At 48.9% G+C, this 17465-nt stretch carries 19 protein-coding genes; 8 read left to right on the top strand and 11 right to left on the bottom strand.

Annotation, left to right across the window (positions count from 1 at the left end):
• Positions 1-258 precede the first annotated feature (258 nt).
• Positions 259-693: a GNAT family N-acetyltransferase gene (locus HHO50_RS14400; protein ID WP_181306762.1), complete on the bottom strand. Its 435-nt coding sequence runs from the start codon at positions 691-693 to the stop codon at positions 259-261.
• 758 nt (positions 694-1451) lie between these two features.
• Here HHO50_RS14400 and HHO50_RS14395 point away from each other — a divergent pair.
• Positions 1452-1766, top strand: a complete 315-nt coding sequence (locus tag HHO50_RS14395; protein ID WP_181306761.1) for an SH3 domain-containing protein — start codon at positions 1452-1454, stop codon at positions 1764-1766.
• 109 nt (positions 1767-1875) lie between these two features.
• Here the strand turns inward: HHO50_RS14395 and HHO50_RS14390 are convergent, their stop codons facing one another.
• On the bottom strand, positions 1876-2634 hold the full coding sequence (locus HHO50_RS14390) for a hypothetical protein (protein ID WP_181306760.1): 759 nt from the start codon (positions 2632-2634) through the stop codon (positions 1876-1878).
• Between the two features lie 158 nt (positions 2635-2792).
• On the opposite strand from HHO50_RS14390, the gene HHO50_RS14385 reads away from it, so the two are divergent.
• Positions 2793-3026, top strand: a complete 234-nt coding sequence (locus HHO50_RS14385) for a hypothetical protein (protein ID WP_181306759.1) — start codon at positions 2793-2795, stop codon at positions 3024-3026.
• Between the two features lie 103 nt (positions 3027-3129).
• Here the strand turns inward: HHO50_RS14385 and HHO50_RS14380 are convergent, their stop codons facing one another.
• Positions 3130-3690: an Hsp20/alpha crystallin family protein gene (locus tag HHO50_RS14380; protein WP_181306758.1), complete on the bottom strand. Its 561-nt coding sequence runs from the start codon at positions 3688-3690 to the stop codon at positions 3130-3132.
• A gap of 346 nt (positions 3691-4036) precedes the next feature.
• A complete protein-coding gene (locus HHO50_RS14375; RefSeq protein WP_181306757.1) occupies positions 4037-4417 on the bottom strand; it encodes an Hsp20/alpha crystallin family protein in 381 nt (126 codons plus the stop codon).
• Positions 4418-4819: 402 nt separating this feature from the next.
• On the opposite strand from HHO50_RS14375, the gene HHO50_RS14370 reads away from it, so the two are divergent.
• The 4 genes from HHO50_RS14370 to HHO50_RS14355 all read left to right on the top strand — a co-directional run bounded on the left by HHO50_RS14370 (position 4820) and on the right by HHO50_RS14355 (position 7269).
• Complete coding sequence (locus tag HHO50_RS14370; RefSeq protein ID WP_181306756.1) at positions 4820-5257, top strand: hypothetical protein; 438 nt, start codon at positions 4820-4822, stop codon at positions 5255-5257.
• 327 nt (positions 5258-5584) lie between these two features.
• A complete protein-coding gene (locus HHO50_RS14365) occupies positions 5585-6085 on the top strand; it encodes a DUF421 domain-containing protein (RefSeq protein ID WP_255478746.1) in 501 nt (166 codons plus the stop codon).
• Positions 6086-6585: 500 nt separating this feature from the next.
• Entirely contained in the window at positions 6586-6744 is a 159-nt protein-coding gene (locus HHO50_RS14360; protein WP_181306755.1) for a hypothetical protein, read from the top strand.
• A 114-nt stretch (positions 6745-6858) separates the two neighbouring features.
• Entirely contained in the window at positions 6859-7269 is a 411-nt protein-coding gene (locus tag HHO50_RS14355; protein WP_181306754.1) for an STAS/SEC14 domain-containing protein, read from the top strand.
• 240 nt (positions 7270-7509) lie between these two features.
• Here the strand turns inward: HHO50_RS14355 and HHO50_RS14350 are convergent, their stop codons facing one another.
• The 6 genes from HHO50_RS14350 to HHO50_RS14325 form a co-directional block, all read right to left on the bottom strand.
• Entirely contained in the window at positions 7510-8349 is an 840-nt protein-coding gene (locus HHO50_RS14350; RefSeq protein ID WP_181306753.1) for a DUF3298 and DUF4163 domain-containing protein, read from the bottom strand.
• Between the two features lie 48 nt (positions 8350-8397).
• Positions 8398-8604, bottom strand: coding sequence for a hypothetical protein (locus HHO50_RS14345; protein WP_181306752.1), 207 nt, complete (start codon positions 8602-8604; stop codon positions 8398-8400).
• Positions 8605-9093: 489 nt separating this feature from the next.
• Positions 9094-9807 carry a hypothetical protein gene (locus tag HHO50_RS14340; protein WP_181306751.1) on the bottom strand — a complete coding sequence of 238 codons (714 nt, stop codon included), beginning with the start codon at positions 9805-9807 and terminating at the stop codon, positions 9094-9096.
• Positions 9808-9814: 7 nt separating this feature from the next.
• Entirely contained in the window at positions 9815-10162 is a 348-nt protein-coding gene (locus tag HHO50_RS14335) for a hypothetical protein (RefSeq protein ID WP_181306750.1), read from the bottom strand.
• 102 nt (positions 10163-10264) lie between these two features.
• Positions 10265-12646 (bottom strand): ribonucleoside-diphosphate reductase subunit alpha, encoded by a 2382-nt coding sequence (locus HHO50_RS14330; protein ID WP_181306749.1) that lies wholly within the window; start codon positions 12644-12646, stop codon positions 10265-10267.
• 609 nt (positions 12647-13255) lie between these two features.
• Complete coding sequence (locus HHO50_RS14325; RefSeq protein ID WP_181306748.1) at positions 13256-14215, bottom strand: ribonucleoside-diphosphate reductase small subunit; 960 nt, start codon at positions 14213-14215, stop codon at positions 13256-13258.
• Between the two features lie 1004 nt (positions 14216-15219).
• On the opposite strand from HHO50_RS14325, the gene rplU reads away from it, so the two are divergent.
• Together rplU and rpmA are read left to right on the top strand one after the other, a co-directional pair.
• Positions 15220-15528, top strand: coding sequence for a 50S ribosomal protein L21 (rplU, locus tag HHO50_RS14320; RefSeq protein ID WP_181306747.1), 309 nt, complete (start codon positions 15220-15222; stop codon positions 15526-15528).
• Positions 15529-15600: 72 nt separating this feature from the next.
• Positions 15601-15906 (top strand): 50S ribosomal protein L27, encoded by a 306-nt coding sequence (rpmA, locus tag HHO50_RS14315; protein ID WP_181306746.1) that lies wholly within the window; start codon positions 15601-15603, stop codon positions 15904-15906.
• A 742-nt stretch (positions 15907-16648) separates the two neighbouring features.
• Here the strand turns inward: rpmA and HHO50_RS14310 are convergent.
• Positions 16649-17449 carry a cyclase family protein gene (locus HHO50_RS14310; protein ID WP_181306745.1) on the bottom strand — a complete coding sequence of 267 codons (801 nt, stop codon included), beginning with the start codon at positions 17447-17449 and terminating at the stop codon, positions 16649-16651.
• Positions 17450-17465: the final 16 nt, after the last annotated feature.

The following is a 17465-nucleotide window of genomic DNA, read 5'->3' as shown; positions in this document are numbered from 1 at the left end:
CCCCAGAAGGGTTCCTGCTCAAGATAGTCCTGTTCCTTTTTGCCTACACAATCAACAAATGTATTTAATCGCAACTTGAGTTAAGTAAAGAAGGTTCCAGCGGAACAGAAAAGGAAGCTTACGCATAAGAAAAGGAATGTTGTAACGTGTTGGCCAGCAGCGGCAGTTGAGTGGCTCCAGCAGATGTTTGGCATTAAGTAAAACGTGAAATACGGCAGTTGCCAGTAAGCAGCCATAGGTTCGGGCCGCTTCCGGTTCTTATCCCAGCCTTTTCAGGAAGTGGAAACCTTTGATGACAAATCCTTCCCGCAGATAGAATTTATGGGCCGCATGGTTCACCACGTACGCATCAAGCATCATGGTCTCACACTGGTGCTTTGCCGCCTCAGCCGTAAGCCAATCTAGGAGAAGTTTTCCTATGCCCTGCGAGCGGTACTGTTCATCTACCACAAAGTTGTCTATTTCCAGGTATTTGCCGCTGTACAGTTTGGTGCCTAGCCAATAGCCAGAAAGCCCAACACAGGCGGGGCCGTCAAAGACGCCCACCATGCGGTACTGCTGGGGCAGCATGAGACGAAGCAGGGTTTCGTAGCGGGAAGATTCCATGTGTGGGTTCAGGTACTGAATCAACGGAAACTGCTGCAGCATCTCAGTCAACTCGGTTATTTCCCTTATTTGGAGGTGTGTAGCCATAAAGTAGAGAATTCAAGCCCAAAAGTACGGAGTATGGCGGTGGGGTAAAACAAATACTAACGAAAGGTTAAATAAAGGCGGCTAAACTCCGGTAACGTTAAATGTCTGTTAATTAACATTTAATGTATGGTTTTAAGAAAATAGCCCTCCTATATTTGATCTGTAAAGGAGGTGATAAGGTGATTTAGGAAGACTTTTAATCTGAGAAATTCTGAGCGAAAGAATGTAAGTAGAAACATTGATTATAGATTTCTGATTTTTTATCTGGAAGACAGACGCCTTTGGCAGAAAAGCAATGGAGAGAACGAGAGGGGAGTTTAACTAGTTTTTATGCCCCATAGGGAAATATAGGCTTATAAGTGTCCGGTTTTAAGAAATATGTGTACGGCACCGGACAATGATTGATTGAGTTATTGATATTAATCAACTGATATTCAAGTATTTAATTGAATGGCACGCAACTTGTAAATAGGCTACAGGAACAAACGATTAGCCTTTGATAGAGAATTTACAGGAACCAGGTATTTGTTAACAAAACATTAACAAAATTTTTTTCAGCCCCAAGCAACCTTCTTTTAGATTCTGCATCTATTAGAATATAACACAAACATAAAGAAAACAACATAAAAAATAATAGGCGCGAAAGTGCCCTGGATCTTTACGTCCTTTTTACTAATAAAAGGTGTTTTTAGGAGGCTTAAAATTGAAAAATAGTAAGGCATTTATTTTCATCTACAACCCATTAAAATTTTAAAACCATGAAACGTTTATTCTTTATTTTCGCCCTAGTTTGCATGCAAGTAGTATCAGTATTCGCCCAAGGCCCAACCAGCCGGGTGAACTCAGAAAAAGTGAGAATGTACCGTCAGCCTGTGCTTGGGGGAGAGGTAGTGCGCGTGCTGGGTTCTGAGGACGAGATTATTGTCATGCGGAAACAAAACAATGAGTGGTCTCTGGTGCAGATTGACGGCGAAGCGGGTTATGTGCTGAATGCTTACCTCAAAGCCAAAAAAGCAAAAAAAGCGACTGCCGCTAAAACCCCAGAAGCACCCGGCAAAAGCGCGAAGCTATAATCGCGTAGACGCCCTTTTGTAATACATCACTTCCCCAGTTCTTTCAAAAGCAGAGGGCCCACACCTGTAAAGTGTGGGCCCTCTGCTTTTGAAAGAACACGCTTAAAGACTATTGTTTGGGTGTGTAGTTGTAGATGTCAATGGCCTCGGCCAGTCTGTCTTTTTTAACCAGCCTTAAAAGCTGCGGGATAAGAGAGATGCCTGCACCCACCAACAGCAGCGGAGACACGCCAGACGCAGAATTCCCGCTCCGGAACTGTTGCGTAATACCAGCCACCATTAAGCCTGCGCCCGCCACAGACATACCCGTTTGAATGTTCTGCCCTCTTTTGTAATCCTGTAGGGCTTCAATACTACCAGGGTTGTCAGACAAGGCCACCCGCAGGTTTTTGTAGGTGAGGGGTTGCAAGGGCTCATTCTCCTTCGCAAAGTAGTACACGCGCCGTTGCGAAGGGTAACCGAACCCTCCCATGCCATAGCCACCCATGCCATAACCGCCCATTCCTATGCCAATGCCCGGGGCATACGAGTTGTAATCTGTGCGGTACACGAAGTAAGTAGACACGCGCCCGGCTTGTTCCCGTTGGGCAAAGTCACTGAAGCGCCGTCCTGCATCTACCCGGGCAAAGTATCCTTCCTGGCTTTGGAAGTTTTTCACCATTTCTGGGGCATACTTGAGAGAGTCGTCCAGCAGGAAAAAGTTTTGTTTGAAGACAGGGCTTTTAAATTGGAGCCGGCTGGCGTACACGCGTTCGCCGGTCTGCAATTCTATAAAGTAAGGCTGCCCCGAGGTAGTGCCTAGTTGGGCCCAACTACATTCTGCCGCGGCCCAGCAGAAGAAAACCAGTAAATATAATTTTTTTGTCATAGCAATAAATAAACGAAAAAGTGGCTTCTCTATGATAAAGCTAGAGAAAAAAAGATAAAAGCGGTTGGTAGAGAGGAATATACGCCAGAAAGCGCAACAGCAGGCAGAAAACTGAGTAAAAGAGAGAAGCCGTATGTTTCACTTAACTTCAAGAGACCATGTTCATTGCCTTATGTATTTTATTGATTATAGCATTGTTTGTCACCGTGTACTACGTACGGGCCAACAAAGCAGGCGCTGCCCCAGAAGGAACCACAACCCGTATTTCTGGCGGTGGGCCTAACCAGCCTGCCACCCCAGGCCAGACTACCCATAGTTCTATTAACCCAGGCAGTATTCCTGATAACTCCGGGACTGGAAACTCAGCCTTGAGCAGCGGTAGACAAGGGTAAAAGTGCCCGGCCACCGGTCATAAAAAGCTTTCAAAAGTAGATAAACACAGAAAGGCACCACAACTGTGGTGCCTTTCTGTTGAAGGGTTTTCAGGCCGCTTGCTTAGTGCGTGCCGTTCTCATGCGCTAAAGTAGGCTGTTTCTTCTTAGAGGAGGAAGGGTTGATTTTTACTTCCTGCTCCAGGGTTTTCGTGTTTTCATCTAACCGCATGGTCTGGGAGTTTCCTTCCCGTATCTCAATGCGGCGGCGAGCCGTTTTCTGCTCGTCTTTAGGAACCCGAACGTGCAAGACGCCATTCTCAAACACAGCCTCAATGCTATCGGGCTTCACGGTGTCTGGGAACTGGAAAGAGCGGCTGAAAGAACCGTATTGGCTTTCAATGAGGTGGTAGCGTTTGTCTTTCTGCTCATTCTTGAATTGCCGCTCCCCAGAGATGGTCAGACGTCCCTGCTGAAAATCAAGATGGATGTCTTCTTTCTTCATGCCGGGGAGGGCCATCTCCAACTCAAAGCCGTTTTCGGTTTCACAGGTGTCTACCAGAGGGCTGAACCTGTTCAACCGCTCACGGCTGTTCACAGAATCATTAAAGAATCTGTCCAGCATGCTGCTGAACGTTTGCGGCATCATGTCCTCAAAGCCGCTTCCTAAACGTTGAGTGTTCATAATTGTACCTTCTTTAATTAGTGAAACATAGGCAGACTTGGTTTCTGCCTCCGCTAAGAATCGCCTTAGAGCATGCTTAAGCTTTGTCTTTCATGCTGCAAACCAGATACTAGCAAGAGAACCTGCGTTCGCGCTTTTATCGCCTTCGTAGCGCTGCTACGAGGCTCAAAAACCGCTTCCGGAGAACCGTGCTCTTGCCGTTTTCGCTTACCAATCCAAAAGTTAAACAAGCTCTTAAAACACGAGGGCCGTTTTAAGCCTGGTTTCAGAAAAACACGAGGGCCGTTTTAAGCCTGGTTTCAGAAAAGAAGCTCAGAAACAAGTTCTCCTGGGCTTCTCTTTTATCTTAACGTTGCTCAATCTCTAAGAACCTTGGGCCTTGGGGCAGGTATGGAATATGTACCCGCAACGCACTGCCTTCATGCACCACTGTGAGATCACTGAAATCTACGTAGGGCGGCAGCAGGAAACTCTGGTGAAACAGCGGAACCTGCATGGCCGGATGCTGCTCGCTCTGGTGCAGAGCCATAATGGTGAGTTGGTTTTTGTCCAGCAGTACCTGGCATTGCTCAGGAGACACGCCCGGCAACAACACCTGTAAAACCGCCCCTTTTTTGCGTTTCACCATGTTCACCTGCGGCTGGACAACCCCACCGCCAATGGTGTTGGTGACGTCTATATATTGCGCTATGTTCTGTAAGAACTTTTTATCTTTAATCAGCTTCATGTTGCTTCTCCTCTTCCTGTCTTATTTTCTGAAAGGCCTATTGCAAAGGGCGTACCAATGCCCGTAAAGGCACTTGTACATCCATGTCAAGACATAATGTCAATATAAAATAGGGTGATAATGTTATTTTGACAGTCTGCAAACGGCGGAAATATGACAGGTCATTGGCTATTTTCTAAGGCTACTTCTACCTGGCGCTTACCGTAAAAACAACAGGTTTTTAGGCGTAAAGAGGCCTTCCTCTCCCGTTTGTCTGCGTATATGCAGGTGTATGTTCCGCTATGTATAAGTACGATGTGGTTTCTACATAATGGCGGATTAGGCAGCACTTGAGAGGCAGAAAAGGCCAACCGTAAAGGGAGAAGTCTCTCAAGGACGTAAGGCTGCGTTATTTTATTCTGTATGAGAAAAGTTTACTTTCAATCTGGTGGCCTTACCTTAAGTTTTGACGAGGAGCGCTTAACGGCCTATGCGGTGTGGAATGGTTTCCTGGGCACTCAGCAGTTTCAGGAGGCGTCTTTGAAGTGCATTGAGCTGGTTGAAGAGAAAGGCATCACCCGCTGGTTCGCCGATAACCGTAAAATGAAAGCCATTCGGCAAGTAAACCAGCAATGGTTTCTGGAGAATATCATGCCCCGTCTGCTGCGCAGCTCTTTGCGCCGCATGGCCACCCTGGTGTCTGAAGATTTATTCAACAAGATGGCCGTAGAGCAGTTGTACCAGCGCGCTGGCAACATAGAGCATTTAGCTCTCCATGATTTCAAGGAGGAAACCGAGGCTTTGCTTTGGTTAATGGAGCCTTTGGTACCGGTGACCGCCAAAAGTAAAGAGCCACTTTAGCGCTTTCTTCTCCCGCAAATACAGCCGTGCTGAAACAGACCGCACGGTAGTAGAAAGCGCCCGCCGCCCAGGGCCACCCTGGCCGGCGCCAGACAAATTTGCAGTTCCAGACCCGCCTTCACCCCCATCCTGACTTAGGCAGGAGCGAAGACGGCCTCTCACAATCTAGTCCTGAGAAATAGAGAAAACAATCTCCTAGGCTCCTGTTTTCGGGCTGTTTTCCAGATTCTGGCCCCTAAACGGGAACGCATAGGTATAGCCGGAAAGATTTTGCCTGCTTAGCGCTAGAATAGAAACCCTCTTCCCTGGGTTCCGTTTGTTTAGGCGATGGAAACTCTTGAATTTGTTCTGGGTATTGGTGAAGAGAAACTGAACTGGTGGCAAATGTCGGCTAGGGCGGTAATGGTCTTCTTTATTTCTTTGGCATATGTGCGTATTGCCAACAAACGCATTTTTGGGAGGCACAGCGCCTTTGACATTGTGCTGGGGGTAATGTATGGTTCTATTATGAGCCGGGCAATTACGGGCAACTCTCCCTTCTGGCCTACCCTTGCCGCCGGGCTGGTGCTCATCTTGCTGCACAGGCTTATGGCGGTGCTAGCTTTCAGAACCGGAGGCAATATAAGCGACATGATCAAAGGCAAAACCGTGACCTTGGTAAGAGACGGGAAATTCCTGAAGGATATCATGCGGGCGCACAACATAACGGAAAACGATATCTTAGAGACGCTACGCACAAAGGGAAGTCCCGAAGATATAAGCAAAGTGTCAACGGCTTGTTTAGAACGCAGCGGCAGCATTAGCGTGGTGATGCAAGAAGACAAGTAAGCCACGTGCCAAGCCCTTGTGTTGGTTAAGTAGCAGGACAAATTAAACTGTCTATTTTTCCCTTCTAGCAGGATCATTTTGTGGGAAACTAGAGTAGCTGTCAATAAGCGCCATAGCCGTTCAAGACCGAGATCCCTTTCAGGATGGCAAGGAGAGGAGATGGTTGTTTCTGTCCAGTTAATTACTTGTCTGTAGAGGGCCTGTTTTGTCCGCGTACTTAGCTTTAATCAAGCGTTATCCGGTTCGCCCACAAAATTCTTTGAGGGTAACATATAATGCAAAGAACCTGCTCTAGTAAAGCACAGGAATAGACAACCCAGCCGCCCCTGTTGGTGTGCTCACCCTAGCCGTCAGGCTAAGGAAAGGCAGGTCGCATTCCCTTAGCACAAGTACCTCGTTACAGGGTAACGAGGCTACATGGCCGGGTATTCCGTAGCGACGTTACCCTGTACCGTCGTGGTTCAGGGCAATCGGCGCGGTACGGTACAGCCACCTGCCCCATGTCTAAACTGTACCCCGAACTGCTGACCACCGCCATGCATCTGATACACCTGCGTTCCGGCAAGATTGAGGAAGCCCATGACAGCCTGAAAGACATAGAAAAATATTCTGGGAAACTACCCAGCCTGATCTCCACCCTAGAAGTAAGGCTGGTATAAACCGGTAATGCCGCCGCAGAAAAAGGCTCACCAAGGTTTCTTCCCGTCCGTTTTTCCTTTATTTTCTCAATTCTCGTACAAAACACCGTCTGATTTGGCGCAACTTTACTAAACATGGTGACCACCTACTTTAAGAATCACGTTTTCACCCTGACGTATGACGATCAGTACCAATTGGGGATTGCCGAGGCGACCGGGTTCCTGAACAGCGAAGAGTTTAGAGAAGCCATTACCATGTGCGTGCGGCTGATACAGGAACACAAGCCCCTGCGCTGGCTCGCCAATAACCGTAAGATGAAAGCCATCAGGCAGGTAGACCAGGTGTGGTTTCGCGAGTTCGCCTTTCCGGCGCTCAGAGACAGTACCATCTTGCGGAACGCTACCGTGGTGTCAGAGGATATTTTCAACCAAATGGCCATAGAACAGCTTGTGAAACGCGGGGGTGACCTGGGAGACATGGTCTTGATGGAATTTGAAAGCCGCGAGGAGGCCATGCGCTGGGTTTTACAGCCTCTTGACCAATAAGCCACTTTCAAACAAGTAAAAACATAGATTGAAAAGGAAGCCTACACGGGTTTCCTTTTGCAGTTTGATGCAAGGCAGCCTGCAAAGAAGTAGGCACTGCTGCCAGAAAAGAACACCCGCTTTCGGTCTGTTTTTATGATATGAGGCCAAAAACAGGAGGGGCCTAAAGGTACGGAGAGAACGGCAGAGTGGACGGTTGGTGAGCGTACCAGTATTACAAGAACGGCTTTCCCTTATGAGTCAAGGGGTTGGTAGATAGGTTGGCCTGAGCAGGCGTTGTAGTTGGGGGTACGGCAGCAGCAATTCTGTGGGCCCAAACGCGTAGGCGTTCACCTCATAGGCGTTGTAATACAGCCTCAGCCCTTGGGCGGTAAGGGCCGCGTTCTGCGGAAAAGGAAGCTTTCCTGCTTGCGTGTAGAAACCCTGTTGCTCAAAAGACGCGGTAGCCAGTTCCCGCACTTTCCTGAACTCCTGTTCCACCAGTTTCTTTAACGCCACGGTGTCTGTGGCCATATCTGCGAGCCGAAGCGCGTGGCCGGTGCTGTCAAAGCTTTGCAGCGAAGTGACGGCATACCCGTGCGCGCCGCCGCTGTAGCCCACCGCCTGCATCTTAAGCGAAACCAGGGCCGGGGTTTGGTACAGCACCTCAGAAGAAATGCTGAGTTGCCATCCTGTGTTGGTAGACGCGTCTGGGAATTCCTCTCTGCTGGTTGCATATTGCCGCAGGAACTCGTCAGTGACCAGTTCGGCGGCGTTGCCGGGTTGGGTGAGGTCGGCATCTGGGTTGTTGGTGAGTTGTTGCCGAAGCAGGTACCTCCGGATGTACTGGTTCAGGGAGTCGCGGAGCGGAGCGGGTTTTCCTTCTGCCCTGAGATATTGGAGGTCTACTTTGGCGCAGGTGTCAGCCTGGCAAAACTCAGATTTCCGCTGCACGCGCTGAGAACTTAAGGTGACTTCCTGCCTGGTTGAGCCGGAAGCGGCGTCTGCGTTAGTGGTAGGAACGTTGGTTTCGGTAGAGTACTGGCAGGTAAACAAAAGGCTACCAACGAGCATCAGCAGCGCAAAAAGGTACTTGTGCATGAAAGGTGAGATTAAGAAATACCGTACTTATACGGATGCTTCCTTGTTTTAGGCCTGTTTTGGTGAAAGTAGGCTCAAAACAGTAGTTGTACGTTCTAGTTCCTGAATCTTGCGCTTTTTTCCGACATTAAAGGTATTCTCAAGTTCCTGATCTAATTGATCAATATCTATCAACTCCGCCTCGCCTTTTTCCAGTTTCGTTAACTCATCTCTCAACTCTTTCTGCGTTGCTGAAAAGGCATCATTCTCTTCCATAATCATAACTCTCCTTTGGTAAACATGAGTAGAGACCTCATCAAATGCTGATACGCATTACTGTTCAGTCGTGGCCTAATAGCTTCTTATTATAGTGCTTCTGTTTGATGTTTCACTTTGATATTCAAGTTGCAGATCCGTTCTGTTTTGAATCTGTTTTTCTGATTCCAGCCTATAAACGGACTAATATATAAAGACAACAACGCTAACCCTTGTTGGTGTTCTCACCAACAAGCAGATTTGGTTTCAGCCAGATAAGGCAGTTTAATGGATGTGTGTTTTAGTGCTGTTTTTATAATTACAGACCAAAAACGAGAGTGTCGTTAGAGGTGGGGAACTGCAGTTTGGAATGTTGGTGATAACACCAACATTGGCAGAAAGTCTAAAGTGATTTTTTAAATTTACTGGAGTTCGCTAAAGCTTTGTAGTTATACGGCTGATTATTTGTTTTAAGCTTTTTTTGTAAAAGCAGACCTAAAACAGCAACTACTACTCTTGTTTCTTGATAGCTTTTAAAATTTCCTGCTCTCGACAATAGTGATACAAGAACTGCCCCTTCTTTGGTGTTGGGCAAACCTTTATATCGCAACCATTTCTGGTTACTAATAGAAGGCCGAAACCATTTTTTCTGCATAACTTCTCTAACACCTCAATATGATTTCTCTTCCTCTTAAAAGGACTATTTAGCAAAAGATTATCAGTGTGTTTTGAAAAAGCTATCCACTGCTCATTTGCAGGATACTGTTTAAGTTGATTAACTACATTTATAGCTCTATGGCTATCTAAGTCTAAGAAATCAAAGATGAAAGCAGTGAAAAAGACGCCCATTATAAATACTGCTATAGCAATAAATGCGATATAATACCAAGCAATTAATGTATAGTAGCTAAAGCCTAAGACTGTTAGGAGCGTTAAAACACTTGAAACAAGTACACTCTGAAGTAGAAACTTTTCATCATTGGTAGAGGAAATCAACGCATTGAGTGTTTTGTGTGATTTTGCTTCCAAAGAAATAGTATAAGGTTTGCCTTCCTTTTCAAAGCACAAAAGACCATCAGCCCTTTTGCCTCCACTTTCTTTTCGAGTTCGCTTCTCCTTTTCACAATAGATTTCATCTCCTGCTTTTGAAAAAATTTGAGTATAATGTTTTTTGAGGAATACAAGTGCCCTGTCTTGGGTGGTTGATTCTTTTAATTTGCTCATATCTATATCAATTATAAAAAGGTGCCATTCCCTCCTCATCTATTAGGCCAAGTAATCGTAAGTAGACTTCTTCCGCCTTCAATATCTCTTTTACCTCCTCAAAAGTTAAATAAATATTCTGACTTGCACATTGATTGATAATATAATACTCCATTGCGTCATCCTCAATCTCAATGGGTAACGGAACTATAGAATCCGGATTGGTGGTAACTCCAGACTGCTCTAGAAATTCAAATTCAACTTCCAGGATAAACAAAATGTCGTCAAAGGATAATTTATGCTGAAGTTCGGCTGAAATATTTTCCTGGACGATTTTAGCAGCATCTTCCGGATAATAGATAGGTTGCTCTTCCATGGCTTTGCTTTATAGTTTAAGCAGGTGCTATCTATTACGGGGTAAACAAAAAAGGAGGCCGTTTCCAGCCCCCTTTTCCTAAATCAGATCAAAACGTAGTTCTTAACTCCCACATGCTTCACAAGCGTCTGGGTTGTCCAGGCTACAGGCCATGTCGCTTTGGTTTTGCTCGACGGCGGTGTACATGGGGGCCAGGGTTTCGGCGGCTTGTTTCTCTACCGTGAACTTGATGGCGTCGGCGGCGGCTTTGGTGCGCAGGTAGTACATACCGGTTTTGAGGCCGCGCTTCCAGCTGTGGAAGTGCATGGAGGTCAGCTTCCCGAAGTTCACGTTAGACACGTGCAGGTTCAGGCTCTGGCTCTGGCAGATGTAGGCCCCGCGATCGGCAGACATGTCAATCACCGTACGCTGGCTTATTTCCCACACCGTCTTGTACAGGTCTTTGATGTGCTGCGGAATGTTGGAGATACCCTGCACCGATCCGTTCGCGGTGATGATAGCATTCTTCATTTGGTCGTTCCACAGGTTCAGGGCAATCAGGTCATTCAAGAGGTGCTTGTTCACCACCATGAACTCCCCGCTCAATACGCGGCGCACGTAGATATTAGACGTGTAAGGCTCAAAGCCTTCGTTGTTGCCCAGAATCTGCGAGGTAGAAGCGGTTGGCATAGGCGCTACCAACAAAGAGTTACGTACCCCGTGCTCTACCACTTCCTGGCGCAACGCTTCCCAATCCCAACGGCCGCTGTCTGGCGTAACGCCCCACATATCAAACTGGAAGATACCCCGGCTGATGGGCGAACCTTCAAACGTCTCGTAAGGGCCCAGCTTCTTGGACAAATCCTTGGAGGCCGTCATGGCCGCAAAGTAAATGGTCTCAAAAATCTCCTTGTTCAGGCGGGCAGCCTCTTCGCTCTCAAACGGCATGCGCAGCAACAGGAACGCGTCTGCTAAGCCCTGCACACCCAAGCCAATGGGGCGGTGACGCATGTTCGATTTCTTGGCTTCGGGAACGGGGTAATAGTTGATGTCAATCACCTTGTTCAGGTTCTTGGTTACCGTGTACGTTACCTCGTAGAGTTTGTCGTGGTCAAATTTCTTAACCCCGTTCTCTTCTTTGATGTAGCGCGGCAACGCCAGAGACGCCAGGTTACACACCGCAATCTCGTCGGCGTCGGTGTACTCAATGATCTCGGTACACAGGTTAGAGCTCTTGATGGTACCCAGGTTCTGCTGGTTAGACTTGCCGTTGGCGTGGTCTTTGAACAGCATGTACGGCGTACCGGTCTCAGTTTGGGCTTCCAGAATGGCGAACCACAGTTCCTGTGCTTTGATGGTTTTGCGGGCTTTGCCTTCGCGCTCGTATTTCTCATACAGACGCTCAAAGTCCTTGCCCCAGGTGTCAGACAAGCCCGGGCATTCGTTCGGGCACATCAGGCTCCAGTCGCCGTTGGCTTCTACGCGCTTCATGAACAAGTCCGGCGTCCAGAGAGCCAGGAACAAGTCGCGGGTACGCATCTCCTCTTTGCCGTGGTTCTTGCGCAGATCCAGGAATTCGAAGATATCGGCGTGCCACGGCTCCAGGTAAATCGCGAACGCGCCTTTGCGTTTTCCGCCGCCCTGGTCTACGTAACGGGCCGTGTCATTGAACACCTTCAGCATGGGCACCAAGCCGTTAGACGTACCGTTGGTGCCCTTGATGTAAGAGCCGGTTGCCCGGATGTTGTGCGCCGCCAGACCAATACCACCCGCGCTCTGCGAGATCAAGGCACAGTTCTTCAGGGTGTCATAGATACCCGGAATGCTGTCTTCTTTCATGGTCAGCAGGAAGCACGAAGACAGCTGCGGCTTAGGCGTACCGGCGTTGAACAAAGTAGGCGTAGCGTGCGTGAACCACTTCTCAGACATGAGGTTGTAGGTCTCAATGGCGGAGTCGATGTCGTTCTTGTGAATGCCCACCGCCACGCGCATGAGCATGTGCTGCGGACGCTCTACTACTTTGCCGTGCAGGCGCAGCAGATACGAACGCTCCAGGGTTTTGTACCCGAAGTAGTCATAGTTGTAGTCCCGGTCATAGATGATGCTGGAGTCCAGCAGGGCCGCGTTTTTCTTGATGATGTCAAAGACATCCTTCGCAATGAGTGACGCGTTCTCCCCCGTTTTTGGGTCTTCATAGGTGTAGAGCTGGCGCATGGTGTTGAAGAACGACTTCTGCGTCACCTTGTGCAAGCTGGAGATAGCAATGCGCGCCGCCAGAATGGCGTAGTCGGGGTGCTTGGTAGTCATAGAAGCCGCCGTTTCCGCCGCCAGGTTGTCCAGCTCTACGGTGGTCACGCCATCGTAGATCCCGTCAATCACCTTTTTGGCCACCTCAATGGGGCTCACAAATGACATGTTCAGGCCGTAGCACAGTTTCTCTATGCGGGCCGTGATTTTATCAAACTTGACCGATTCCCTGCGGCCGTCTCTCTTTACAACTAACATACGCTTACACTAAATTGGTGACGGATGGTGTACCATCCAGATATTTCTCTGCCCTGCGCCTACGCGCCAGAGGGTATTTTTATTAATGGTATTCTTTGGGTTTGCCCAACCCGTTGTTGTGCGTTTCTGCCTTGTTTTCTGGAAAACGGGCCCAAAAAAGGGTTGCACTTCTGCTACTTTCTCGTCCCCCTTTGAAGGGGGTAGGGGGATGATGTACTCGTGCTGAGTTCACATTTCCGAGGTTCTTTTTTCATACCCTTTAAATCTGCTCTTCTGGAGTTCTACTCCGGAAGCAAGCTGCTGGGGAGTTCCACTCCCCTTCTTTTGCTCTCAGTTCCCGGCGGAGTAGAACTCCGCAGCAGCCGGTTTCGGGAGTAAGAACTCCCGAAAAGCGCATCTTGTTAGCGAATTAAAAGGCATTGAAGTAAACGCTACTACCGCTTGCCCACAAGTTCCTTTCAGGATGACAAAATAAGATAAGAGAAGTCGAGAGAAATGAACTTTTACTTCTACTCTGTCTTCATAAACCCAACCGGCTATTGGGCGTTTTTGACCTGTTTTCGCCAAATCACCCCAAAAACGAACGCTGGGCTGAAAGGCGGGAATTGACTAAAAGTCTTCGTCCAGGGAGAACACGTTAGAATCACGGTCGCTCATGACGCCAGATTTCTGGTACTCGGCTACGCGTTTCTCAAAGAAGTTGGTTTTGCCTTGCAGGGAGATCAACTCCATGAAGTCAAATGGGTTGGTGGAATGGTAGATTTTGCCGCAGCCTAAAGAAACCAGCAGGCGGTCGGCCACAAACTCGATGTATTGGCTCATCAGTTTTGCATTCATCCCTATGAGGTCTACGGGCAGCGCATCGGTCACAAATTCCTGCTCAATGGCCACCGCGTCGCGGATGATGGTTTGTACGCGCTCCTCGGGCAACTTGTTTTCCAGCATAGAGTACAGGAGGCAGGCGAAATCGCAGTGCAGTCCTTCGTCACGGGAGATCAATTCGTTGGAGAAAGTCAGGCCGGGCATCAAACCGCGTTTCTTCATCCAGAAGATAGAGCAGAACGAACCCGAGAAGAAAATGCCCTCTACGGCCGCAAACGCAATCAGGCGCTCGGTGAAGTTCTCAGAGTTGATCCACTTCAAGGCCCATTCGCCTTTCTCCTTTACGCAGGGCACCGTCTCCAGCGCGTTGAACAGGCGATCTTTCTCCTGCGGATCTTTTATATAGGTGTCAATGAGCAGTGAGTAGGTCTCTGAGTGGATGTTCTCCATCATGATCTGGAACCCGTAGAAACAACGCGCCTCGGGCAACTGCACCTCCTGCATGAAGTTAATGGCCAGGTTCTCATTCACGATTCCGTCTGAGGCGGCAAAGAAGGCCAGCACGTGGCTGATGAAGTGGCGCTCGCCATCGTTCAGCTTTTCCCAGTCCTTCAAGTCCGGGGACAGGTCAATCTCTTCGGCCGTCCAAAAGCTAGCCTCTGCTTTCTTATACATCTGCCACACGGCATCGTTTTGGATGGGGAACAGGACAAAGCGGTTCGGGTTTTCTTGCAATAAAGGCTCCATAGACTAAACAGTTTCTTGCTCTTACTTTATTTAAGTGGGCAGCGCAAAAAGCGCTCATCCCTTGGGCTTGGCAGCTGCTGGACTCCTGCATCAGGAACGTGGCTGCTTCGGCTTGAGATTTCAAATATAGGGACAAATACGTTGGTAGCCCGATTCAGAAAGGCGAATTTATCCATTTCTTATACAGCGGTTATCCACATTGTAAGCTGTTGATTTGCAATTAATTACGAATTTATAAAAATTAGAAACCTTAAATATATAACTTATTCTATAGCTGAAAAGGTGGTTTCTTAAAGGATAGCAACAGGCAGGCGAAACGTAGGGCACCCCGCCTCCTGAATGTGGCTGGAGCGCCTATGGGGAAGGATTCCAATGCAAAACAGCCGTCTTTAAGAGCAACAGAAAGCAAGCGGAAGCCCTGGGCAGAGAAGGGGCAAATCTGTTTCTGTGTTCTCTGCCGCGCCGGGTAAAAGCTGGTTCAGCCCGGGTGAAAGGAAGTGCTAGCCCGGCAGGCGAAGGGCAGATTTGAAATGCTGGCGCTTTGGTAGAAGCATGCCCGCTGCCGCCCCAAGCCCTGGCCCGCGCCGGAAGAAATAGGGCTGATGGCTACGCGGGCAGCTGGCGAAATGCTTGTTCTGGCGGCGTGCAGGGTTATGTAAAAACAAATCTGCGGTCTCTCTTGACTTTGCCTGATCCATTAGGTACTTTCATCTACGTTTCTGCCAGAAAGCACGCCCCTTCACCTGGTAGACATGGCCTCTCTTTTGCTCCTTTTCTGGGTGGCCTTCTTTTTCTGTGTCTTTATCCACGCGTAACTCCCTGATTGTCATTGCACATTGTGGTTATCCACGTTAGTTGTCCACATGTTGGGGGATAACTCGCAACGTGCTTTAAACCAATTCACTACCTGTAAAAACAGCTTTAAAATAACCACGGCTTGTTTGGATATTAGCTTGACTGCCCGTACCTTTGCGGTTCAATTTTTTTAAAAATATCGTAAGCTGATGTACGCAATTGTAGAAATCGCTGGTATCCAGACGAAAGTAGAGAGCGGTAAGTTCTTCTACACTAACAAGCTTTCCGGCAATGAGGGTGACGCCGTAGAGTTCGCCAATGTTCTTTTAACTGATGATAACGGAACTTTAACGGTTGGTGCTCCATTTGTGGATGGGGTAAAAGTAACTGGAACCATCCAGGGACACGCCAAAGGTGACAAAGTGATTATCTTCAAGAAAAAAAGAAGAAAAGGCTACAAGAAGAAAAACGGTCACCGCCAACAGTACACCAAAGTGTTGATTGACACGATTGGCTAATTTTTGAGGTAAAGGAAAATTATTGTAGAACCTATTCCTGGGGGTTCTTCCCAGGATTAAAATAGACTAGAAATGGCTCACAAAAAAGGTGTCGGTAGTTCTAACAACGGCCGCGAATCACATTCCAAGCGCTTAGGCGTGAAAATTTTTGGTGGTCAAACCATCAACGCTGGTAACATCATCGTGCGTCAGCGCGGTACTTCGCACCACCCAGGCGCCAACGTGGGGATAGGGAAAGACCACACGCTGTTTGCGTTGACAGATGGTATCGTGTCTTTCAAAAAAGGCGTGAAGAACCGTTCTTTCGTATCTGTTCTCCCAGTAAACGTAGACGCCGCTCCGGTGGCTACTACTCCTTCTGAAGAAGTTACTGCCTAAGCATTCCCTCGGCTTCCGCCAATGAAAAACAAAAAGGCTGCCCGCAAGGCAGCCTTTTTGTTTTTAGAACCACCCCGCCCTCTGGGCATCCCTCCTAAATTAGGAGGGGAGTTTTGGCGGTGGTTTAAAGAAAACAGGCTAAAAACGGCATTGGCCCAGAAGCTCGCAGGTCTGAAGACGCTACGAGGTCGTTGGAGTAGGTGACATTGCGTAGGAGCCAGAACCCACCCCTACCCCTCCAAGGAGGGGAATACGCCTTTACAGGAGAAGAGGGGCAATACAGCTAGACCCTAATCACTACCCTTGCTGTCCCTTGCTGTTCGGGAGTTCTACTCCCGAACCTGCCTGCTGCGGAGTTCCACTCCGCCGGGAGCCACGGGCAGGTGTTGCCAAAGAAGGGGAGTGGAACTCCCCGGCAGGTTGCTTCCGGAGTGGAGCTCCGGAAGAGCGGGATTGGGTATACTAACCACCAACTACTACTCTTCCATTACTTTCCCCAGTTCCAGTCTTTCCCGAGCGCGCCTCGCTTTTGGCCCTGGATAAACAGCTGCTAAAAGAAGAGAACCTCACAGGCCGAAAGGGCAGTGCGAGAGGGGAAGACGGGGCCTCGCGGCCATGGGCGCACGGAGGGCAGCAATGGAACAATCCAGCATAAGGGCTTCGCCTCAACCCGTCACCACGCCAGCAACAGCAAGCAGCGTGCACCTACAAACTACATGCACATCAAAGGAGGTAACCTTTATCAATGCGGTGCCTCCACAAAAGAAACCTGAGCCGGAGCCTCTGTCAACGCATACAACACCGGCTTGCTCGGGCTTGCATCCAATACCAGACTGGTCACTTGCTGCTGCAACAAATACCATCCATCCTCCACCGCATCTGGCACAAAGATCAGCTCGGTGATAGTGGCCTGAGTGCGGGTGTCATAAGGATATTGCCAGAACGCATGGTGCGCCAGCAAAGCCCCTCCGTCTTCCTCCCGGTCAACGGAAGGCAGATCCAGGAGCAGGTGCTCTACGCCGTGGCGGGCCAGAAACTCTGCCAAAGCGGGTTCCAGGTACGTAGGATTGGTGCCTGAATACTGCGCGGTGCGTTTACTTTCCAGATTGGGGAGTGTGCGCAAAACCAGGGCTTCCGGCAGGTCATTCACATCTAGCTGGGCCAACACATCTTCCAACAGGATTACTAAATCGCCGTTGTCCTGGGGCTGGGGCGTGGCCGAAACCAACTGTGCGACAAACAGGAAACGGTGCAGACAATTGTCCAGGGTGGCGTTGGGGGCTGGCGAGATATGGCCGTAGCACTCGGTGTGGGTGCCGTTGCCGTGGGGCGTGAGGTGGACGCGCTGGTAATTGGTGGAGCCGCCCTGGGCTACGCTTCCTACAAAGTCACCTACGGTAATGGTTTCCACCTGCACGGGCTCGGCCCAGAAGCAGTTCACGTTCTCATTTCCGGGCATTAGCGGCAGAGAAATGTCCAGCGGTTGCAGCGGGTTGAAGTGGTAGGTGCGGTGACGGAAGGTAATGGCGGCAGAGGAAAGCATGGGGAGCGTTTTAGGC

This window comes from Rufibacter sp. XAAS-G3-1 (genome assembly GCF_013623775.1).
Taxonomy (GTDB): domain Bacteria; phylum Bacteroidota; class Bacteroidia; order Cytophagales; family Hymenobacteraceae; genus Nibribacter.
This window is presented reverse-complemented; position numbering and strand designations above follow the sequence as displayed.